The sequence below is a fragment of the Microbispora sp. NPDC088329 genome, assembly GCF_040685655.1.
In the GTDB taxonomy this organism is placed as follows: domain Bacteria; phylum Actinomycetota; class Actinomycetes; order Streptosporangiales; family Streptosporangiaceae; genus Microbispora.
The window spans coordinates 96,401-117,296 of the sequence record NZ_JBFBIP010000001.1 but is presented as its reverse complement, the minus strand read 5'-3'; the positions used below and the strand labels follow the sequence as shown (position 1 = coordinate 117,296).

General features: G+C 71.3%; 21 protein-coding genes and 1 pseudogene. 17 read left to right on the top strand and 5 right to left on the bottom strand.

Features of this window, described 5'->3' with window-relative positions:
* Positions 1-35 precede the first annotated feature (35 nt).
* Positions 36-284, bottom strand: a complete 249-nt coding sequence (locus tag AB0O28_RS00635; RefSeq protein WP_363634747.1) for a glutaredoxin family protein — start codon at positions 282-284, stop codon at positions 36-38.
* Between the two features lie 195 nt (positions 285-479).
* Here AB0O28_RS00635 and AB0O28_RS00630 point away from each other — a divergent pair, with 195 nt between their 5' ends.
* The 7 genes from AB0O28_RS00630 to hemL all read left to right on the top strand — a co-directional run bounded on the left by AB0O28_RS00630 (position 480) and on the right by hemL (position 8,265).
* Positions 480-1,178, top strand: coding sequence for a redox-sensing transcriptional repressor Rex (locus tag AB0O28_RS00630; RefSeq protein WP_363634745.1), 699 nt, complete (start codon positions 480-482; stop codon positions 1,176-1,178).
* Positions 1,179-1,203: 25 nt separating this feature from the next.
* The gene (locus AB0O28_RS00625; protein WP_363634743.1) at positions 1,204-2,502 is read left to right on the top strand and encodes a glutamyl-tRNA reductase; all 1,299 of its coding nucleotides are present in this window, start codon (positions 1,204-1,206) and stop codon (positions 2,500-2,502) included.
* On the top strand, positions 2,499-3,410 hold the full coding sequence (gene hemC, locus AB0O28_RS00620) for a hydroxymethylbilane synthase (protein WP_363634741.1): 912 nt from the start codon (positions 2,499-2,501) through the stop codon (positions 3,408-3,410). Before AB0O28_RS00625 ends, hemC begins: the two co-directional genes overlap by 4 nt.
* Positions 3,407-4,996: a uroporphyrinogen-III synthase gene (locus AB0O28_RS00615; RefSeq protein WP_363634739.1), complete on the top strand. Its 1,590-nt coding sequence runs from the start codon at positions 3,407-3,409 to the stop codon at positions 4,994-4,996. The genes hemC and AB0O28_RS00615 overlap by 4 nt, the downstream gene beginning before the upstream one ends.
* 66 nt (positions 4,997-5,062) lie before the next feature.
* On the top strand, positions 5,063-6,049 hold the full coding sequence (gene hemB, locus AB0O28_RS00610; RefSeq protein WP_363634737.1) for a porphobilinogen synthase: 987 nt from the start codon (positions 5,063-5,065) through the stop codon (positions 6,047-6,049).
* A 218-nt stretch (positions 6,050-6,267) separates the two neighbouring features.
* Positions 6,268-6,912, top strand: a complete 645-nt coding sequence (locus AB0O28_RS00605; RefSeq protein WP_363634735.1) for a bifunctional DNA primase/polymerase — start codon at positions 6,268-6,270, stop codon at positions 6,910-6,912.
* A 57-nt stretch (positions 6,913-6,969) separates the two neighbouring features.
* Positions 6,970-8,265, top strand: a complete 1,296-nt coding sequence (hemL, locus tag AB0O28_RS00600; RefSeq protein WP_363634733.1) for a glutamate-1-semialdehyde 2,1-aminomutase — start codon at positions 6,970-6,972, stop codon at positions 8,263-8,265.
* A gap of 1 nt (position 8,266) precedes the next feature.
* Here hemL and AB0O28_RS00595 read toward each other — a convergent pair whose 3' ends face one another.
* Positions 8,267-8,863: a Uma2 family endonuclease gene (locus AB0O28_RS00595; protein WP_363634731.1), complete on the bottom strand. Its 597-nt coding sequence runs from the start codon at positions 8,861-8,863 to the stop codon at positions 8,267-8,269.
* Between the two features lie 211 nt (positions 8,864-9,074).
* Here AB0O28_RS00595 and AB0O28_RS00590 point away from each other — a divergent pair, with 211 nt between their 5' ends.
* From AB0O28_RS00590 to ccsB, 7 genes and pseudogenes are all read left to right on the top strand, one after another.
* Positions 9,075-10,391, top strand: coding sequence for an FAD-binding oxidoreductase (locus AB0O28_RS00590; protein ID WP_363634729.1), 1,317 nt, complete (start codon positions 9,075-9,077; stop codon positions 10,389-10,391).
* Positions 10,392-10,829: 438 nt separating this feature from the next.
* Positions 10,830-11,747, top strand: coding sequence for a LysR family transcriptional regulator (locus tag AB0O28_RS00585; RefSeq protein WP_363634727.1), 918 nt, complete (start codon positions 10,830-10,832; stop codon positions 11,745-11,747).
* A gap of 87 nt (positions 11,748-11,834) precedes the next feature.
* Positions 11,835-12,437 (top strand): annotated as a pseudogene (locus AB0O28_RS00580) (histidine phosphatase family protein); the annotation flags it as partial.
* Positions 12,438-12,654: 217 nt separating this feature from the next.
* Positions 12,655-13,284 carry a TlpA disulfide reductase family protein gene (locus AB0O28_RS00575; RefSeq protein WP_363634725.1) on the top strand — a complete coding sequence of 210 codons (630 nt, stop codon included), beginning with the start codon at positions 12,655-12,657 and terminating at the stop codon, positions 13,282-13,284.
* On the top strand, positions 13,277-14,008 hold the full coding sequence (locus AB0O28_RS00570; protein ID WP_363634723.1) for a cytochrome c biogenesis protein CcdA: 732 nt from the start codon (positions 13,277-13,279) through the stop codon (positions 14,006-14,008). The genes AB0O28_RS00575 and AB0O28_RS00570 overlap by 8 nt, the downstream gene beginning before the upstream one ends.
* A complete protein-coding gene (locus AB0O28_RS00565; protein WP_363634721.1) occupies positions 14,008-15,627 on the top strand; it encodes a cytochrome c biogenesis protein ResB in 1,620 nt (539 codons plus the stop codon). The genes AB0O28_RS00570 and AB0O28_RS00565 overlap by 1 nt, the downstream gene beginning before the upstream one ends.
* A 3-nt stretch (positions 15,628-15,630) precedes the next feature.
* The gene (gene ccsB / locus AB0O28_RS00560) at positions 15,631-16,614 is read left to right on the top strand and encodes a c-type cytochrome biogenesis protein CcsB (protein WP_363634719.1); all 984 of its coding nucleotides are present in this window, start codon (positions 15,631-15,633) and stop codon (positions 16,612-16,614) included.
* A gap of 234 nt (positions 16,615-16,848) precedes the next feature.
* Here the strand turns inward: ccsB and AB0O28_RS00555 are convergent, their stop codons facing one another.
* Positions 16,849-17,151, bottom strand: a complete 303-nt coding sequence (locus AB0O28_RS00555) for a PLD nuclease N-terminal domain-containing protein (RefSeq protein WP_363634717.1) — start codon at positions 17,149-17,151, stop codon at positions 16,849-16,851.
* A 343-nt stretch (positions 17,152-17,494) separates the two neighbouring features.
* On the opposite strand from AB0O28_RS00555, the gene AB0O28_RS00550 reads away from it, so the two are divergent.
* Together AB0O28_RS00550 and AB0O28_RS00545 are read left to right on the top strand one after the other, a co-directional pair.
* The gene (locus tag AB0O28_RS00550; protein ID WP_363634715.1) at positions 17,495-18,532 is read left to right on the top strand and encodes a hypothetical protein; all 1,038 of its coding nucleotides are present in this window, start codon (positions 17,495-17,497) and stop codon (positions 18,530-18,532) included.
* Positions 18,533-18,540: 8 nt separating this feature from the next.
* Positions 18,541-18,777: a hypothetical protein gene (locus tag AB0O28_RS00545; protein ID WP_363634713.1), complete on the top strand. Its 237-nt coding sequence runs from the start codon at positions 18,541-18,543 to the stop codon at positions 18,775-18,777.
* A 112-nt stretch (positions 18,778-18,889) separates the two neighbouring features.
* Here the strand turns inward: AB0O28_RS00545 and AB0O28_RS00540 are convergent, their stop codons facing one another.
* On the bottom strand, positions 18,890-19,111 hold the full coding sequence (locus AB0O28_RS00540; protein ID WP_079315524.1) for a BldC family transcriptional regulator: 222 nt from the start codon (positions 19,109-19,111) through the stop codon (positions 18,890-18,892).
* A 259-nt stretch (positions 19,112-19,370) separates the two neighbouring features.
* Between AB0O28_RS00540 and AB0O28_RS00535 the strand changes: the two genes are divergently transcribed.
* Positions 19,371-19,580, top strand: coding sequence for a DUF4229 domain-containing protein (locus tag AB0O28_RS00535; protein WP_363634711.1), 210 nt, complete (start codon positions 19,371-19,373; stop codon positions 19,578-19,580).
* Here AB0O28_RS00535 and AB0O28_RS00530 read toward each other — a convergent pair.
* Positions 19,577-20,824 carry a hypothetical protein gene (locus AB0O28_RS00530; protein ID WP_363634709.1) on the bottom strand — a complete coding sequence of 416 codons (1,248 nt, stop codon included), beginning with the start codon at positions 20,822-20,824 and terminating at the stop codon, positions 19,577-19,579. The genes AB0O28_RS00535 and AB0O28_RS00530 overlap by 4 nt on opposite strands.
* Positions 20,825-20,896 lie beyond the last annotated feature (72 nt).

The following is a 20,896-nucleotide window of genomic DNA, read 5'->3' as shown; positions in this document are numbered from 1 at the left end:
CCTCGGCGACGAGCTGGAGCGCCACAGTCGCGGCTTCAGCGCTCCAGGGCCTCGCGGAGGCGGTTCTCGTTGACCCGCCAGTAGTCGTGCTGCACGCCGTCGATCAGGACGACGGGGATCATCTCCCAGTACTCCGCCTGGTCCTCAGGTGAGGCGGTGATGTCGCGTTCCTCCCAGGAAACGCCCAGCTCGGCGGCCACGCGCTCGACCACCGCGCGGGCGTCGTCGCACAGGTGGCAGCCGGGCTTGCCGAGCAGCGTGATCCGGTGGTCTTGAGGAGCCATGCTCCCGATTATCGCGATGCCCGCAGCCCGGAATGGAGACCGCCGCCCCCTCCTGGGACCCTTGGAGGCGAGGGAAGCCCCGCACGATCGACTTTGTGCATTGCTTCACAAAAGCACTAACCTGGAATCCAACCGTCGCATCCGCTGTGCGGCCGGGGGCGCAACCGGCCGTCCGTTCCCCTGGAGCCCCGGCAAGTGATCCGCCGTATCCCGCAGGCCCGCGACCGTGGCATCCCCGACGCCACCGTCGCCAGATTGCCGCTCTATCTGCGTGCGCTCAACGGGATGGCCGAGCGGGGCACGGCGACGGTGAGTTCGGAGGACCTGGCGCTCGCCGCCGGGGTGAACTCGGCCAAGCTCCGCAAGGACCTGTCTCACCTCGGGTCGTACGGCACCAGGGGTGTGGGCTACGACGTGCAGTACCTCATCTACCAAATATCGCGTGAGCTTGGTCTCACTCAGGACTGGGCCGTGGCGATCGTGGGCGTGGGAAACCTCGGCCGCGCGCTGGCGAACTACGGCGGATTCGCCTCCCGCGGGTTCCGGATCGCCGGTCTTCTCGACGCGGATCCGCACGTCGTGGGCGACCGCATCGCGGGTCTCGTCGTCGAGCACACCGACGAACTGGAGTCGGTGATCAGGAAGCGCGGAGTCTCGATCGTGGTGATCGCCACCCCCGCGACCGCGGCGCAGCAGGTCTGCGATCGTGTCACCGCGGCCGGCGTCACCAGTATTTTGAACTTCGCCCCCGTCGTCTTGGCTGTGCCTGACGGCGTGGATGTCCGTAAAGTCGATTTATCAATCGAGCTGCAGATACTTGCGTTCCACGAGCAGCGCAAGGCTAATGGAGGGCCCATCATGGCCGAGGAGTGGCCGGACGGGGTGGTCATGTGAGTGAGCCATCGATCGGAGCGAGCTCATGAGTGTCCTCGTCGTCGGCCTCAGCCACCGGACCACGCCGGTAGCGCTGCTCGAACGCGTCACCGTCAGCGGGGACGCGCTCGTCAAGCTCCTGCACGACGTGCAGGCGGACGAGAACGTGTCCGAGGCGCTGGTCGTCTCGACGTGCAACCGCGTCGAGGTCTACGCCGTCGTCGACCGGTTCCACGGCGGCGTCACCGCGGTGACGAACACGCTCGCCGCGCACTCGGGCCTGCCACAGGATCTGCTCGCGCGGCATCTCTACGTGCACTACGAGGACCGGGCGGTGCAACACATGTTCACCGTCGCCTGCGGGCTCGACTCCATGGTGATCGGCGAGGGGCAGATCCTCGGCCAGATCCGTGCCGCGCTGCGCCTGGCGCAGGAGGAGGGCACGGCCGGGACCACGCTCAACGAGCTGGCCCAGCACGCGTTGCGCGTGGGCAAGCGCGCGCACGCCGACACGGGCATCGACCGGGCCGGCGCGTCGCTGGTCGGGGTGGGGCTGACGCTCGCCGAGCGGGTGCTCGGCCCGATCAGCGGCAGGCGCGCCCTGGTCGTGGGCGCCGGTTCGATGAGCTCGCTGTCCGCCGCGACGCTGTCCCGCGCCGGCGTGACCGACATCGTCATCGCCAACCGCACCCGCGAGCGCGCGGAACGGCTCGCCGAGACGGTCGGCGGGCGGGCGGCGAACCTGGCCGACGTCCCCGCCGAGCTGGCGGAGGCCGACCTGGTCATCTCCTGCGTCGGCGCCGGGACCCGCACGATCATCCCCGAGATGGTCGGGGACCGGGATCGGCCGCTGTTCCTCCTCGACCTCGCGCTGCCCCACGACGTGGACCCCGGCGTACGGGACCTGCCCGGCGTGACGCTGGTCGACCTGAAGTCGATGCAGCAGGACGGCGTCGGCGACGACGTCTCCGACGGCGGCAGGGCCGAGGCGATCTGCGAGGTCAGGCGGATCGTGACCGAGGAGGTCGCCGCCTATCTCGACGCCGCGCGCGCCGCGCTCGTCACCCCCACGGTCGTGGCCCTGCGCAGCAAGGCCGCCGGGGTGGTCGAGGCGGAGATGGGCCGGTTGCTGTCCCGCCTGCCCGACATCGACATGCGGGTGCGCGACGAGTTCACCCAGACTGTGCGGAGGGTCGTGGACAAGCTGCTCCACGAACCGACCGTACGGGTCAAGCGGCTGGCCGCCTCGCCGGGCGGCGACCAGTACGCGGAGGCGCTGCGCGAGCTGTTCGGCCTCGACCCGAAGGCGCCCGAAGCCGTTTCGAGCCTGGAGGTGGAACAGTGACCGCCCCACTGCGGCTCGGCACTCGTAAGAGCCTGATGGCGACCACGCAGTCGCAGATCGTCGCCGACCGGCTGACCGCCCTGACCGGCCGGGAGGTGGAGCTCGTCGGCGTCACCACGTTCGGCGACGTGTCCCGTGCCCACCTGACCCAGCTCGGCGGCACCGGCGTGTTCGTGAACGACCTGCGGGGCCGGCTGCTCGCCGGCGAGGTCGACTTCGCGGTCCACTCGCTGAAGGACCTGCCGACCAAGCCGGACGAGCGGATCGCGATGGCCGCGATCACTCGGCGGGACGACCCGCGCGACGCGCTCGTCGGTCCGACCAAACTGCACGACCTGCCCGCCGGGGCCCGCGTCGGCACCGGCTCGCCGCGCCGGGTGGCCCAGCTGCGCCTGCTCCGGCCGGATCTCGACTACGTCCCCATCAGGGGAAACGCGGACACCCGCATCGGCAAGGTGACGTCGGGCGAGCTCGACGCCATCGTGCTGGCCGCCGCAGGGCTGGCCAGGATCCGCCGGGACGGGGAGATCGCCCAGGTGTTCGAGGTCGACGAGATGCTGCCCGCTCCCGGGCAGGGCGCCCTCGCCGTCGAGTGCCTGGCCGACCGTGACGATCTCATCGAGCTGCTCCGCGCCGTCGACGATCCGCTCACGCGGGCCGCGGTGGACGCCGAGCGCTCGGTGCTCGCCGCCCTCGAGGCCGGTTGCGCGGCCCCGGTAGGTGCTTTCGCCTCCGGTGACGGGCACATTCTCAATCTGACCGCCACCGTCGTCGACGTCGACGGCGCACGGTCGGTGCGCAAGTCCACCTCCGGACCCTCTACGACGGCAGTGATCATGGGCCGCGAACTCGCGGCAGCCATGATCGCCGAGGGGGCCGACACGTTGATGGGGGAGCAGGCCCATTGAGCCCCGCGAATCACAGCACTCAGACCCGGTCCGGGTTCGTCGCCTTCATCGGCGCCGGCCCCGGTGACGAGAACCTGCTCACGTTGCGCGGCGCCGACCTGCTGGGCAGGGCGGACGTCGTCGTGCTCGACCGGCAGGCGTACGGCGCGCTGCTGCGCCACTGCCGTGAGGACGTCGAGGTCGTCGACATCTCCGCGGACGCGGCGGAGAACTCGGTGTCGCTGAAGACCATCCAGGAGGCCAAGGCGGGCCGTACGGTCGTGCGCCTGTGCTCGGGCGACCCGTCCTTCTTCTCCTCCGTCACCGACGAGGTGGCCGCCTGCGCCAAGGCGGACGTGGACTTCGAGATCGTGCCCGGCGTGCCGCCGGCCACGGCCGTGCTGACCTACGCCGGCATCCCGCCGGCGGCGTCGGCGCCGGAGTTCCGGATCGTGGACGCGGCGCAGACGGACGACTGGGCGAAGCACGCCGCGTGCGAGGGCACGCTGGTGATCTACAACGGCGTCGCGGACGCGGTCCCGATCGGCAAGGCGCTGATCGCGGGCGGCAAGCCCGACTCGACGCCGGTGGCGGTGACCAGCGACGGCACGACCACCGAGCAGTACACGGTGGTCTCCACGCTCGGACGGCTCGGCCCCGACCTCAAGCACGCCGGGATGACCGAGCCCGCGCTGATCGTGGTGGGCGACGCGGTCGGCATGCGCGACCGCCTGTCCTGGTTCGAGACCAAGTCGCTGTTCGGCTGGCGGGTCCTCGTGCCGCGTACGAAGGAGCAGTCCAAGGGCCTGTCGGAGCAGTTGCGCTCGTACGGCGCGGTGCCCGAGGAGGTGCCGACGATCTCCGTCGAGCCGCCGCGGACGCCGCAGCAGATGGACCGCGCCATCAAGGGCCTGGTGACCGGCCGCTACGAGTGGGTCGCCTTCACCAGCGCCAACGCGGTCAAGGCGGTGCGCGAGAAGTTCGAGGAATACGGCCTGGACGCCCGCGCGTTCGCCGGGCTCAAGGTCGCCGCCGTGGGCGAGGCCACCTCGCGGGCGCTGGTGGAGTTCGGCGTGAAGCCCGACCTCATGCCGACGGGCGAGCAGTCGTCCGAGGGCCTGCTGGCCGAGTGGCCGCCGTACGACTCGATGCTGGACCCGATCAACCGGGTGCTGCTGCCGCGTGCGGACATCGCCACGGAAACCCTGGTGGCGGGGCTGACCCAGCTCGGCTGGGAGTGCGACGACGTCACGGCCTACCGCACCGTGCGCGCCGCGCCGCCGCCCGCCCCGATCCGCGAGGCGATCAAGGGCGGCGGTTTCGACGCGGTGCTGTTCACCTCGTCCTCGACCGTGCGGAACCTCGTCGGCATCGCAGGAAAGCCGCACAACGTCACGGTGATCGCGGTGATCGGGCCGCAGACGGCCAAGACGGCCGAGGAGTTCGGCCTGCGGGTCGACGTGATGGCCGACAAGCCGTCCGCATCGGCCCTCGCCGCCGCGCTGGCCGACTATGGTGCCAAGATGCGGCACGCCGCGGTCTCGGCGGGCGAGGTGCCCCGTCGTCCGTCCCAGATGCGCAGGGGCGCGCGGCGACGTGTGAAATGAACCGACTCGCGTACGGCCCGCCGGGGACGGACACCCGGCGGGCCGACGCGATCAAAGGAGACCATCGTGAACGCCCAATACCCGGTGGCGCGGCCCCGGAGGCTGCGCCGCACCGCCGCGATGCGCCGCATGGTCGCGGGGACGCGGCTGCACCCGGCCGAGCTCATCCTGCCGATGTTCGTCAAGGAGGGCATCGCCGAGCCGCAGCCGGTGGGCTCCATGCCCGGGGTCGTCCAGCACACCCGTGAGTCGCTGCGCAAGGCGGCCCACGAGGCGGCCGAGGCCGGCGTGGGCGGGATCATCCTGTTCGGGATCCCCGCGCACAAGGACGCCCGCGGTTCGGGCGCCGACGACCCGGACGGCATCGTCCAGGTGGCGCTGCGCGACCTCGCCTCCGACCTGGGCGACGCGCTGGTGCTGATGACCGACACCTGCCTCGACGAGTACACCGACCACGGCCACTGCGGCCTGCTGACGGCCGACGGCGAGGTGGACAACGACGCGACGCTGGAGCGGTACGCGTCGGCGGCGGTCGCGCAGGCGGCGGCCGGCTCCAGGATGATCGCGCCGAGCGGCATGATGGACGGCCAGGTGGGCGCCATCCGGGCGGCCCTCGACGCAGGCGGCTTCGCCGAGGTCCCGATCCTGGCCTACGCCGCCAAGTACGCCTCCGGGTTCTACGGGCCGTTCCGCGACGCCGCGGAGTGCGCGCCGCAGTTCGGCGACCGCAGCGCCTACCAGCAGGACCCGGCCGGCCCGATCGGCGAGGCGCTGCGCGAGGTGCGCCTCGACCTGGCCGAGGGCGCGGACGCCGTCATGGTCAAGCCCGCGCTGGCATACCTGGACATCCTGCGGCAGGTGCGCGACACCGTCGACGTGCCGGTCGCGGCCTACCAGGTCAGCGGCGAGTACGCGATGGTCGAGGCGGCGGCGGCCAACGGCTGGATCGACCGGGAGCGGGTGATCATGGAGTCGCTGATCGCGATCCGCCGCGCCGGAGCCGACATGATCCTCACTTACTGGGCCACCGAGGTCGCCCGCGGACTATCCTGACACCTCATCAGGGGGGTCCTGCCGCGGCGAAATCGGGCAGACGGCATTATCGGGTACGTACCGCGAGCATCTTGCGTATCGCAGGAGGGCGGCGGCGAGGAGTGCCCGGAGTGACGAGCGTGGGCCGGGCGACGGCGAGGCGAGGCGCCGCCCGGGGCCGCGCGCAGTAGGGCGTGTTCAGCCGGACACGACTGAGGACGCTTGTGGGGAGGAACGCCATGGTGGGGGTACCGCTGGCCAGACGTGCGAAACGACGTGGGCATCACGCGCCGCGGAAGATGACGTCGGTGCTCGAGTACGCGCAGCTGGGCTGGGCGAGCTGCATGGGCGCCCACCCGTTGAGCGAGGGGGGCAGGGCGTGCTCCTGCGACCGGGTCGGCTGTCCCGACCCCGGGATGCACCCGCTGTCGCCCGCGTGGCAGATGCAGGCCACGACGGACACCGCGCTGCTCACGCGTTGGTGGAAACAGGACCAGGACGCCAACGTGATCCTGCCCACCGGCAGGGTGTTCGACGTGTTCGACGTACCGGCCTCGGCGGGCCGTCCCGCCCTGGCCGCCATGGACGCCGCAGGCTTCGACACGGGCCCGGTCGCCGAGAACGGCGACCGGGTGCTTTTTTTCGTGGCCACGCGTGGGGCGCCCGAGGACGAGGACGAGTGGTGGTCCTGCAGCCTGGACGCGGGACCCGAGACGATCGACAGCACGCCGGGCCTGCGCTGGCACTGCCGGGACAGCTATGTGCTCGCGCCGCCGTCCACCACGCCTTCGGGCGGGGTCGTGAGCTGGATCAGGCCCCCCGACGGGCGTCCGCTGCCCGACCCGCTGCGTGTGCTCGACCTGCTCGCCGACTACTGCGAGTAGGCCGTGTCCCGGTTCCCGGTACGGGCCCCGAACCGGTGGGCCCGTAATCTGGAGGGCGTGACTCGCACGCAGACCTCCGAGGACCTGTTCGACCGCGCCCGCCGGATCGTTCCCGGCGGCGTCAACTCGCCGGTGCGCGCCTTCGGCGCCGTGGGCGGCACGCCCCGCTTCATGGCCTCCGGCGAGGGCCCCTACATCACCGACGTGGACGGCAACCGCTACGTCGACCTGGTCTGCTCCTGGGGCCCGATGATCCTCGGCCACCGCCACCCGGCCGTCGTGGAGGCCCTGGAGGAGGCCGTCGCGCGCGGCTTCTCGTTCGGCACCGCGACCGAGGGCGAGGTCCTGCTCGCCGAGGAGATCGTCTCCCGGGTGGCCCCCCTCGAGAAGGTCCGCCTGGTCAGCTCCGGCACCGAGGCCACCATGTCCGCCGTACGGCTGGCCCGCGGCTTCACCGGGCGTGCCAAGGTCGTGAAGTTCGCCGGCTGCTACCACGGGCACGTGGACGCGCTGCTGGCCTCGGCAGGGTCCGGGGTCGTCACCTTCGGCCTGCCCGACACCCCCGGCGTCACCGGCGCCTCCGCCGCCGACACGATCGTCCTGCCGTACAACTCGGTCGAGGCGGTCGAGGAGGCGTTCCGCACGTTCGAGATCGCCTGCGTGATCACCGAGGCGTGCCCGGCGAACATGGGCGTCGTGCCGCCCGCCGACGGTTTCAACCGGCGCCTGCGCGAGCTGTGCACCGAGCACGGCGCGCTGCTGATCATCGACGAGGTGCTGACCGGCTTCCGCGTGTCCGCGGCCGGCTGGTACGGCGTCGACCCCGTCGAGGCCGACCTCATGACGTTCGGCAAGGTCATGGGCGGCGGGCTGCCCGCCGCCGCGTTCGGCGGCCGGGCGGAGGTCATGGCCGCCCTCGCTCCCGAGGGGCCCGTCTACCAGGCGGGCACGCTGTCGGGCAACCCGCTCGCCTGCGCGGCCGGGCTGGCCACGCTGCGCGCCTGCGACGACGACGTGTACGACAGGATCGACGCGTCCGCACTGGTCATCGGCAGGGCCGCCTCCGACGCGCTGGCCGCCGCCGGGGTCCCGCACCGCCTCCAGCGGGCGGGGAACCTTTTCTCGATCTTCTTCACCGACACCCCGGTCACGGACTTCGAGTCGGCGCGGACCCAGAACACCGACGCGTACCGCGCCTTCTTCCACAGCATGCTCGACCAGGGCGTCTATCTGCCGCCGTCGGCGTACGAGGCGTGGTTCCTGTCGGCCGCCCACGACGACGCGGCGCTCACCCAGGTGGCCGAGGCCCTGCCCCTGGCCGCCAAGGCCGCCGCCCAGGCCGCCGGCGTCTGATTCATTTCACCAGCTGGTCGAGATCCACCTCGATGGGGAAGGGCACCTGCACCGCCAGGTGCCCGTGGTGGATCCCGGTCGGCGTGTACGCGCCCGTGGCGGGATCCCGTTCGTACACGTAGACGACGGGACGCCCGTCGCTCTCCTCGACGCGCCAGAAGTGCGGGATGCCCGCCTCGGCGTATCGCGCGGGCTTGAGCTTGCGGTCGCGCTCCACCGACTCGGGGGAGACGATCTCGATCACGAGATGGACCTCCCGCGCCTCGTAATAGGTGCGGTTCATGTCCGCAGCCGCTTCGGCGTCGATGATGACCACATCCGGGCACGGACGCGTCCGGTGGTCGAGCTTGACGTCCATCTGGTCGACCGTCATGAGGTGCGGCGGTACCTGGGCGACGAGCCGCTCGGTCAGGCCTCGGATGACGCACTGGTGGAACCGTCGCTGGGGGGACATGAAGACGAGTGCTCCATCGATCAGTTCGACGTGTTTGAAGAAGTCGGGCTCGCCGTTCGGGCCCTCGTAGGGCAGATGATCGAGGTCGTCCGCGGTCCAGCCCCAGGGCGGCGGTGCGGGCCAGTACTCGAGTGCGCTGCTCACGTCGTGCACCTTACTGTCTTCTCCATCACACACGGTAGTCATTCCACTCATCCTCGTGACCTTCTTTCATTGTCTCCGAATCAGTCCGGGATGGGGAGCGGACATCGCCGGGCGATTCGCGGGCAAATATAGTCACGAATCTTTACTGTCACGATTATTGACTATATGGTTGAACCGATCTCCCTGAGGACCGATCGGAAGGACCGCCGCCATGACCATGCTCGCTCGGGCGCTCCCGGCCGCGTCCCTCGCCGCGCGCCTGCTGGGCGACCGTTTCGCCGGGGACGTGCACCTGCCGGGACAGGATGGATACGACCGGGCCCGCCGGCCGCTCTACGCGTTCGACCCACGCCCCGCACTGGTCGTGGAGGCCGCCGGGGCCGAGGACGTGCAAGCGGCTGTGATCGCGGCTCACGAGAGCGGCCTGCCGCTGGTCGTGCAGGGCACCGGACACGGCACGCACGTCCCCTGCGACGGTGCTCTGTTGCTCAGGACCTCGAGCCTGACGGGCGTCGCCGTCGACGCACGGCGCGGAACCGCGAGGACCGGGTGCGGCGCCCGCTGGGGCCGGGTGCTCGACGCCGCCGCTCCGTTCGGGCTCGCGCCGCTGTCGGGATCGTCGCGCGACGTGGGCGTCACCGGCTACACGCTCGGCGGCGGCCTGGGCTGGCTGTCGCGCCGGTACGGCTTCGCCGCGGACAGTCTGCTGCGCGCGAGAGTGGTCACCGCCGACGGCCGGCTGGTGACGGCGAGCGCGGACAACGAGCCCGATCTGTTCTGGGCCCTGCGGGGCGGCGGCGGGAACTTCGGCGTGGTGACCCAGCTGGAGTTCCGCCTCCACCCCGTGCGCGAGGTCTACGCCGGCAGCGCCTGCTTCCCCGCCGAGACGGCCGGTGAGGTGCTGGCCCGCTACCGCGACTGGATCGGGCACATCCCCGACGAGCTGAGCACGGCGATCGTGCTCACCCCGGCGCCCGAAGAGGCCTGGGTCCCCGCGTCCCTTCGCGGGAGGCGGGTCGTGATGATCAAGGCCGTGTACGCGGGGGCCGCGGACCGCGCCCGGTCCCTGCTGCGCCCCCTGTGGCGGGCGGCCGGGCGGGTCCTGGCCGAGGACTTCCGCACGATGCCGTACGCCGCGGCCTCGATGGGCGGCACGGCCCCCGGGCAGGTCCATCTGTTCACCGGCCTGCCCGACGAGGTGGTGGAGGCGGTCACGGCCACGCCCTCGGTGGCCGTGGAGGTCCGGCACTGGGGTGGCGCGATGAGCCGGCCGGAGCCCGGCGCCGGCCCCGCCGGCCACCGGAACACGTCACTTTCGGTCATCGTGGACGACGAGGCGCCCGCGCTGGCCGCCGCGCTGCGCCCGCATGCCACGGGGGGTTCCTTCCTGAACTTCCTGCACGACTGCTCCCGCACCGCCACCGCGTACACCCCAGAGGACTTCGGGCGTCTGCGGAAGGTGAAGGCCGTCTACGACCCCGGCAACGTCTTCGGGGGTGGCCACGTCATCCCGCCGGCCGGCGCCTGAGAGTTTCCGGGCGTGGATCAGCGTGAGGCGGGGACGGGGTGCCCCGCGCGCGGGGTCCGTACGCCGCGCCGACGCACAGCGGGAACGCGCCGAAGGGGATCGCCCCCGACCTCGCCACCACGTCGGCCGCGATCAGGCCGAGGCCGCCGAAGGCCACCGCCGTCCCGGCGACGCGAGCGCGACGGCGAGAGCAGATGGCGGGGACGCATGGATCAGTCAGCCGGAGGAGAACGGACGCGAGAAACTCAGCGCGAGGAGGAGAGGCGCCGGTCGCGGCTCTGCCTGGCCTGCCTGGCCAGGGTCTCCAGATAGGAGGTCTGCTCGGAACGGGTCGGCTTGGTGAAGAGCTTGTTGAAGATTCGCATGGCTACATCGTCGCATCGCTAAACAGTTGAGCGCAAACGAGTTTTTCTAACTAGAACGGTTTAGGCTGGCTACATGTTGGACCTGAACCGGTTGAAGGCTCTGCACGCCGTGGCGGTCTACGGCTCGGTGGGCGCCGCGGCCGAGGCGCTGATGGTCACCCCTTCGGCGATCTCCCAGCAGCTCGCCAAGCTCGAACGGGAGACCGGCGCCGTCCTGATCGAGCGCAACGGGCGCGGCGTGAAGCTAACCGACGCCGCCGGACTGCTCGCCGAGCACGCCGAGCGCATCCTCGCGCTCGTGGAGACGGCGGAGGCCGACTTCGAGGCGCTGCGCGGAGAGGTGGTCGGCAGGCTGAGCATGGCCGCCTTCCCCACCGCGGCCCGGGGCATCGTCCCGCGCGCCCTCACCACGCTCAAGAGGCAGCACCCCGATCTCGACCTGCTGGTCTACGAAAGGGAGCCGGAGCGGCAGACCCGCGAGCTGGTGCGCGGCGACCTCGACCTCGCCGTCCTGCAGGACTGGCTCAACCGGCCGATGGCGCTGCCCGAGGGCCTGTCGCGCACGACGCTGCTCGACGACGTGGCCGACGTCTTCGTGCCGGCCGGCCATCCGCTGGTGAAGGCCGACCGGGTGCGGCTGAGCGACCTCGCGGGCGACAGCTGGATCAGCTCGACCCCCGGCACGGTGTGTCACGACTTCCTGGTGTTCCTGCTGCGTTCGGAGGAGCGGGAACCGCGGATCGTCTGCATGGCCGACGAGTACCCCACCCAGCTCGCGCTGGTCGCCGAGGGCCACGGATGCGCGCTCATCCCCCGGCTGGGCCGGGGACCGCTGCCCGAGGGCGTCGCCGTCCTGGCCGTCCAGCCGCCGCCGGTGCGGCGGATCTACGCGGTCTGGCGGACCGACGCCGCACGCCGGCCCGCGATCCGCGCCGCCGTCGACGCGCTGCGCTCTGCTTGTGACGCGCTGCGTCCTGCCTCCGACGCGTAGAGCTCCGCCGACGACGTGTAGGGCCTTGCCAATGACGTGTTGCGTCCTGCGTGCTCCAAGCCGCCCGGCGGGTAGGCTGTCCAGGTCATGACAGAGATGACCATCGTTCACCTGCTCCGGCACGGAGAGGTTCACAATCCCCGTGGGGTCCTGTACGGCAGGCTGCCGGGCTACCACCTGTCCGAGACCGGCCGCCGGATGGCCGAGGTGGTCGCCAAGGCCGTCGAGGGCAGGGACATCGTCGTCCTGTGGAGCTCTCCCATGGAGCGCGCCCAGGAGACCGCGGCGCCGTCCGCCCGCGCCCTGAGCCTGGAGGTGGCGACCGACGAGCGGCTGACCGAGGCGGGCAACGTCTTCGAGGGTCTGCGGATGACCGGCAGCGACAACGTCTTCCGCGACCCCCGCTCCTACCGCCACTTCAGGAATCCGTTCCGTCCGTCATGGGGCGAGCCGTACACGCAGGTGGTGGCGCGCATGAAGGCGGTCGTGGACGACGCCCGGACGGCCGCGCGCGGCCACGAGGCGCTGCTGGTCAGCCATCAGCTGCCCATCTGGATCATCCGGCTGGCCGCCGAGGGCAGGCGGCTGTGGCACGACCCGCGCCGCCGTCAGTGCGCGCTCGCCAGCCTCACCAGCCTGACCTTCGAGGGTGACCGGCTCATCAGCGTCGGCTACAGCGAGCCCGCCGGAGCGCTGCTCAGGGTCGTCGGCGCGTCGCCGCAGGGGGAGGCCGCGCTGTTCGACAAGGCCGACGAGGCGCTTCCCGAGGCACTGCAGGCGAGTTCGGAGGACGAGGAGACGCCCGGCCCGCGCTCCGTCCCCGGTGCGTGACCCGGCGAACGGGGCACCCGCATCGCTCGGTAGGCTTACAGCTCTACCGGTTGTAGTACAAGGAGATCCTCCTCCCGTGTCCGAGCGCATGTCCGCCGAGCGCGTGACCGTCAAGCACGTGACTGCCAAGCGTCTGACCGTCAAGCGTCTGACCGCGCTCGCCGTCGCGGCCGCGGCCGCGACGGTCCTCGCGGGCTGCGCGGGCGGCCAGGCGGCCCAGCCCCGCTCCGGCGACACGCGCTTCGTCCCTGGGGACGGCCGCGTCGAGTTCTTCGACGCCGCCCAGCGCCACAAGGCGCCCGTGGTCGAGGGGCAGACCCTCGACGGCGGCACCGCCACGCTGACCGCGGGGAAGGTCCACGTGTTGAACTTCTGGGCCTCCTGGTGCGCGCCCTGCCGGGCCGAGGCTCCGGTGCTCAAGGACATCGCGGCGACGACCAAGTCCAAGGGCGTGGAGTTCCTCGGGGTCAACTTCAAGGACCTCAAGGCGTCCGCGCAGGCGTACGACCGCTCGGTCGAGCCCGGCTATCCCAGCATCTACGACCAGAGCGGCAAGGTGCTGCTGCAGTTCCAGGGCACGGTGCCGCCCGCCGCGATCCCCTCCACACTGATCATCGACGCCCAGGGCCGCATCGCCGCCCGCGCGCTCGGCGCGGTCAAGTACAACGACCTGCTCTCGGCCGTCACGAAGGTGACCGATGAGTGACCTCGGCAGCACCGTCGCGACCGGGTCGCTGCTGCTGGCCGCGCCGATCGCCGCGGTCGCCGGGCTCGTGTCGTTCGTCTCGCCGTGCGTGCTGCCGCTGGTCCCCGGCTACCTGTCGTACGTCACGGGCATGAGCGGCGACCCGAAGCGGGGCCGGATGGTGCTCGGCAGCGCGCTTTTCGTGCTCGGGTTCGCCGTCGTGTTCGTGCTGGGGGGCGCGCTGTTCGGCAGCCTCGGCGCGGCGCTGCACGGCAACGCCGACGTGATCACCAGGGTCCTCGGGGTGGTCACGATCGTCCTCGGGCTGGCCTTCGTGGGCGTGATCCCCGGCCTCCAGCGTGATGTGCGGATCCATCGGCTCCCGGCCGCCGGGATGGCGACGGCGCCGCTGCTGGGGATCGTCTTCGGCCTCGGCTGGACGCCGTGCATCGGCCCCACGCTGGCGGTGGTGATGACGCTCTCGGTCGACCAGGGCAGCGCGCTGCGCGGCGCCGCCCTCGCCTTCGCGTACGCGCTGGGCCTCGGGCTGCCGTTCGTGCTGGCGGGTCTCGCCTACCGTAAGGCGCTGCACACCTTCAAGGCGGTGCGCCGCCACACCCCGCTGATCACCAAGGTCGGCGGCGCGATGCTCGTGGCGGTCGGCGTGCTGCTCGTGACCGGGCAGTGGTCGGAGATCATCGCCCACCTGCAGGTGTGGGTCGGCGGCTTCAGGCCGGTGATCTGATGAGCGCCCCCGACGACCTCGCGTCCGCCGTACAGGAGGAGTCGGCGCTCCAGGAAAAGGAGCGGACGAAGCCCGTCGGGCTGGGCCCGGTCGGCTGGCTGCGCTGGTTCTGGCGCACGCTCACCTCGATGCGGACGGCCCTGATCCTGCTGTTCCTGTTCGCGCTCGGCTCGGTCCCCGGATCCGTCTATCCGCAGCGAGGCGTCGATCCCGCCAGGGTCGCGCAGTATTTCAAGGACAACCCGGCCCAGGCGAAGTGGCTCGACCGGTTCTGGCTGTTCGACGTCTTCAGTTCGCCCTGGTTCGCCGCGATCTACCTGCTGCTGTTCGTCTCGCTGGCCGGGTGCGTGTTCCCGCGCGCGCTGGTCCACATCAAGGAGATGCGGCGCCGCCCGCCCGCCGCGCCGCGCAACCTCCTGCGCCTGCCGCACGGCGAGACGTTCGAGGGCCGCCTCACCCTGGAGCAGGCCGCCGCCGCGCTCAGGCGCAGGCGGTTTCGCGTCGCCGTCGGCGACGGCTGGGTGGCGGCGGAGAAGGGCTACCTCCGCGAGACCGGCAACCTGCTGTTCCACGTCGCGCTGCTCGTGCTGCTGTTCGCCGTCGGCGCCGGAGGCCTGTACGGCTACCGCGGCAACGTGCTGGTGGTGGAGGGCGACGGCTTCTCCAACGCCGTGGCGGCCTACGACCGCTTCATGCCGGGCAACCGGGTCACCGCCGAGTCGCTGGAGCCGTTCTCCTTCACGCTGAAGGACTTCCAGGCCAGCTATGTCGCAGCGGGGGACAAGCAGGGCCAGCCGCTCGACTATCTCGCCAAGCTGGCCGTCCAGGACTCGCCGACGGCAACCCCGCGCGAGGTGGACCTCAAGGTCAACGACCCGCTGGACGTGAACGGCACGCTGACCTACCTGATCGGGCACGGCTACGCCCCCACGTTCCGGGTGACCGACGGCAAGGGCCAGGTGGCCTACGACGGCCCGGTGCCGTGCCTGGCCGACGACCAGGCCACGTACACGTCCGAGTGTGTGATCAAGGTGCCGGACGCCCAGCCGACCCAGCTCGGGTTCCTGGCGCGCTTCCTGCCCACGACCGTGCCGGCCGGGAACGCCTGGGTGTCGGTCTTTCCCGGCGCCGCGAACCCGACCGTGCAGGTCTTCCCGTTCGGCGGTGACCTCGGCCTGAAGTCGGGGCAGCCGCAGTCGGTGTACCAGCTCGACACCACGAACCTGAAGCCGCTCGGCACGATGTCGGCCCAGCCGACCCCGCTCAACCTGGGTGAGACCAAGGAGCTCGCCGACGGCGCCGGGAAGATCCAGTTCACCGGTGTGAAGGAGTGGATCAGCCTCCAGATCACCTACGACCCGGGCCGGGAACCCGCCCTGCTGGCGGCGGCCGCAGCGGTGATCGGGCTCGTGCTGTCTCTCACGATCCGCCGCCGCCGCGTCTGGGTGCGGGTGAAGGACGGGACGGTCACAGTGGGAGGATTGACCCGCACAGAAGGCGGCGGCGCGGCCTTCGCCGAGGAGTTCGCCCAGATCGTCACCGCCCTGCGCGGTGGCCCACCCACCGGCGACCCGCCCACCGGAAACGCTGCCCCGGGCGGCCGCCCGGACGAGGAGTGAGTGATGCCCGCCCCGGTAAGCCAAGCCGTCAACGACAGTCTCGCCACACTGAGTGACCAGCTCATCCTGATCACCGTCCTGCTGTATCTCGCCGCGATGATCTGCTACGCGCTGGATCTCGCGTTCGGCAGGGCTCGCACGGTCGTGGCCGCACGCCGGCGGGAGCTCGTCGGCGCGGGCGGCCCGGCGGTGCCCGGTGACGCGCCCGCCGGTGACGTGACCGACGCGACGCCGGACTCGGGCCCGCAGCCGGCCGCGTGGGCGGTCCGGGCGGGGACCGTCGGCGTGGTCCTCACCTGGATCGGATGGGCCGGCAACCTCGGCGGCATCCTCACCCGGGGCATCGCCGTCGACCGGTGGCCGTGGGCCAACATGTACGAGTTCGTGGTGGCGATCTGCTTCGCCGCCGTCACCGCGTTCCTCGCGCTGCTCATCCGTCAGCCGATCCGCTTCCTCGGCGCGTTCGTGACCGTGACCGCGGCGCTCGGGCTGGGCTTCGCCGTGCTGTTCCTGCACGTCCAGGCGGGCCCGGTGATGCCCGCGCTGCACTCGTACTGGATCGCGATCCACGTCACGGCGGCGATCGTGGCCAGCGGGCTGTTCATCCTGGCCGGCGTCTGCGCGATCCTCTACCTGATCCGCAAGGACGGGCGCCCGTCGGTGCTGCCGAGCAGGGAGGGCCTGGAGCGCGTCGCGCACCGGGCGATCGTCATCTCCTTCCCGATCTGGACCTTCGCCGTCATCGCCGGCGCTCTGTGGGCGGACCGGGCGTGGGGCCGCTACTGGGGCTGGGACCCGAAGGAGGTGTGGGCGTTCGTCACGTGGGTCGTCTATGCCGCCTATCTCCACGCCCGGGCGACGGCCGGGTGGCGAGGCAAGGCCGCGATGATCATTTCGCTGGTCGCCTTCGGCTGCCTGCTGTTCAACCTGGTCGGCGTCAACATCTTCTTCTCGGGACTGCACTCCTACGCCGACGTGCCCAAGTAAGACGTGCCCAAGTAAAGACGTGCCCGGCCGACGGGCGGTCCACGGTGAGGGCTCGGCGAGGGCTCCGGGCGGGAGCCCGCGAGGGGTTCGGGCGGGAGGGTTCGCGCGGGGTTCTGCGCGGGGGGTTCGGGCGGGAGGGTTCGCGCGGGGTTCTGCGCGGGGGGTTCGGTGGGGAGTCCGCGCGGGGTTCGGTGCGGGTCGGGCGCGCGGGGGGTGCGCGCGGTTACGGGGGGTTCAGTCCTCGTCGCGCAGGCGACGGTCCAGGCTGCGCAGGAACTCGGGGTCGTCGTCGGGTCCGCGAGGCACGTCGCCGCTCTGGTACCACTGGCCGTTCCCCGCCGCGTACACGGCGTGCCGGTGGCGGGGACGACCCACGAGGAGCCAGGTCAGCGCGCCCACGTCGACCAGGAGGATCACGATGAGGACCCACATGAACTTGGGGAGATTGCGCACGTCCTGCTCGGGGGTCGTGATCACGTCGAACAGGCAGTAGAGCCAGAGGGCAAGCAGCGCCAGGCCGATAATCACGCTAGGCATGCCCACACGGTAAGCCATTCCGGCGACTGATCGGGTCGGGCTTCGGGGTGACGCGGGCAGCCCGGCATCGTACGGTGGACCGGTACACGGCATGCCGAGTGCCGCGACCGCCGGGGTCCGCCCGGACGGAGCGGTGCCCGAAGTGGCGCATCGCGAGGCGGAGAAGTGACCGGCGACAGCGTCGGCGACGACTCCGGCCCCCCGGAGATTCCGAGCGTGCGAGGAACCTCCCCGGCGGGGCGACCGGCGAGTGCCGCTCCGGGCGGCGCGACGGGGCGAAGACCCACGGGAAGGGCGCCGGAACGCGGAGCCTGACAGAGGGGTGCGACGGACTGGGGGGGCGATGGCGGAGCCGGGCGACAGGGGCCGCCACCGGCGGGGGTCACGGTGGTGGCAGCGAGGACCCTATCTGTCCTCCCACCGCCGTACGGATGGTCCCGAACGACCTGTCGACCGTGCCCCCGACCGGGCCCCCGACCGTGCCCCCGACTGGGCCCCCGACCGGACGGGGGAGCGGGACCAGGACCGGGACCGGCCTCCCGAACGGCCGCAGGGGCGCCCCTCGCGGTGGGAGTCCATCGCCCGTCCCGCGAGGAATTCCCCCTGGGACGGGCAGTGGGGCGGCGACTGGGCCGGATGGCCGCCGGAGCGGCCCGTGGACCGCGCCCACGCGGTCACCGCACCCGTGGTGGACGACCGGCCGCAGTACACCTGGCACGACTTCGAGCTCGACGACCTTCCGACGCGGGCCTCGCCGCACCCGCCCGACGCGCCCGATCTGCGGGACGGCAGACGGCACTGCGGACCGCTGGAGCGCGTCCTGCACCGCGAGTGGGACGCCGCGGAAGGGCCGCCCTCCGCCGACGCCGTACGGGCCGTGGACAGCCTGGCGAGGCTGCCCGAGCAGCTCAAGACCAAGCTCGCCATCGGGCTCGAAGGCATCTACGTCGGACGCGGCGGAGTGCCCGACCTCGACGACATGGGTTACCTGCGTGGCGCGCCGCTGCCGTCGGGACGGGCCACCTGGGACATCTGCGCCGGCGCGTACGGCGACCGCAAGATCGTGGTGGGGGACCGGCCGTCGCCCACGCCCGACGTGATGATGCACGAAGTCGGCCATGCGCTGGACGACGTGGACGCGAGTCCGGGAGAGTGGGTGTCGGACTCTCCCGAGTTCGCGGCGCTCTACGAGGAGTGCCTGCCGCTGTTCGCGTCGTCGTTCCACCGGCAGACCGGCGGCCTGGGGCGCAAGGAGTTCTTCGCCGACGCGTTCGCGGCGATCGCGTCCCGGCAGCGTCCCGCCCTGGTCGACATGCTGGGCGGCGACACGCGGGCGGCCCTCAACGTCATGCTCTTCTTCAACCGGCGTTACGGAATCTAGGTGATTCGATGTACGTGATCCGGCTCGGCGACGGGACGCTGCGCGTGCCTCGGTCACTCACCACGGATGACGGGCGCCTCATCGGCAACGCGTACGTGGAGGTCGCTCCGGGCGAGCCCGGCTACGAACAGTGGCTGGCCGAGTCGATCACCGAGGAGGAGGACGCCGAACGACGGCGCCGCTGGCGTGAGGGCGACGACGCGCTGGAACAGGCGTTCCTGGCCTTCAAGGCGGAGCAAGACTGACGACCCCGGCAAGGGAGCAGGACAGGCCGGGACGCAGACATGACATGGGGCTGACTCCGGTGACCCTGCGGCGTCCGGGTAGCGCGCAGGATCACACGGTGCTGGTACTGCGTCAGACTCGCGGGGAGTCGCCGTTCGGCCGTTCGGCCGTGAGGACGTCCTCACCGCGAAGGAGGGCGTGGACTTCCGATTCACGGAAGCGCCGGTGCCCCCCGGGGGTACGGATGCTGCTGATACGCCCGGCCGCGGCCCAACGGGTCACGGTCTTCGGGTCGACCCTGAAGAGAGCGGCAACCTCTCCAGGAGTCAGCAGTCGCTCGCTGCTACTCTCCACAATCTCTCCCCCTCGCGTCCCGCGTCCTGCAGCGGGCGGACAGGTAACCAGTGTGCCGAGCGAAGCCTGATTTATCCGTGGTTTTCGGAGAAGATCACGGGATGTTACCGGCTCAGTGCCCGATTGTTATATGATAGAGCCTCTTTGGGGCGCTCATGGGTGTTTCTTTACAAAAGCGCCTTGTTGTGAACACTAGCAGTGCCCGCAGCAGATGCGAAGAGAGACCGGCGCGCCGGGAGGGTGACGTAACCTCGACGCTGTGCATCCGGTTGTCGTTTACACCCTTTCACGCCTCGGCCTGTTCGCCGTCGCCCTCGGCGTCCTGTATCTCGTCGGCCTTCGATCGTTCCCACTGCTCCTGCTCGCGGTCCTGGTCAGTGGTCTGGCCAGCTACGTGCTGTTGTCCAAACAGCGCGACGCGGTGAGCGAGCGGGTCGCCGGGAAACGGCGGGAGACGGGGAAGAACTAGGTCGCCGGGAACATGCCGACGCGGGCATGGTACTCATGCCCGAGCTCCGTCGTGTCGCTTCCCACCAAAAGACCTGTCTTTACGGTCAGGAAGGCCTTTACCCCGATTCCCCTTTCCCGCGTCGGGTTCCAGCGCAGCGCCCTGCCCGTGACCGGGTCGATCGCCCCGATGCCGGGCCGATGGACCGCTCCCGGGCCGGCTGTGTCGGCGCCGCCCGGGTTGTCGAGCCAGCGCTGGTGTCCGCCCACGTAGACGGCGGATCCCGTGACCGCGACCGCGTACAGGGAGTCCCCTCCGGTCAGGTTCACCCAGGTCGGACGGACCGCCTCGCCCTTCGCGTACGTCTCGAACCTGGCGGCGGAGTCGCACAGCTTCGAGGTGCCGCGCGCCGGCCCGCCCGTCGTGACGACCACGAAGTAGCGCCCGTCCGGAGACAGGTCGAGCCCCCGCACGTACGACGGGAAGTTCGGCTTGCACGCCGGGGCGTACGCCTCGGTACCCCAGTCGGCCACTCTCCCGGTCGTCAGGTCGATCACCCCGAGCTGCGGGCGGCGCAGGCCGTCGAGCGTGGTGAACGAGCCGTCCACGACTAAGCGGTCGCGGACGGCGGCCATCGCGTAGATCCGGGGATCGCCGTGGCGACCGTCGCCCGGCGTGACGGTGAACCCGGGGTCCACAGCGCCGGTCTCGGCGTCCACCCGGGCCAGCGCGGTCCGCGGGCTGCGCCCGATCCTGCTGAAGTCGCCGCCGACGTAGAGCGCGCCGCCCAGCCGCACCAGGCTGGTGACCTCCCCGCCGTAGACGGGGGCGGAGAAACCGTCGACGGGAGCGCCGTCGGACACCCGGAGCCGGACCAGGCCCCGGGAGGGGGCGGCGAACGCCCCGCCCACGTAGACCGTGCCGCCGGAGCCGGCCGCGAGCGCGGCCACCGGCCCGTCGAGGTCCGGCGCGAAGTCGCGCAGGACGCGCCCGGTGTAGAGGTCGAAGGCGAAGACGTTCGCCCGCGGCAGGTCCTCCCCGCCCCGGGCCTCGCGCACCGCGCTGAAGTCGCCGCCCACGACGACGGTGCGGCCGACCAGCGCGAACGCGGTGACGATGCCGTCCAGCACATGCGGTGTGGTGTTCACCGGATTCTCCGACACCACGCGGGGCTGGCCGAGGCCGGCGGACGCCGGTGCGGCGGGGATGACTGCGGCGCATGTGACGAGCGATGCGACCGGGAGCAGGGCGGTGGTGACGCGCATTCCCCAATTTCTAGCAGACGCAGCGTAATCGGAGAACTACGTTCCGCTCATCCGGCGACGGTGATGAGGAGG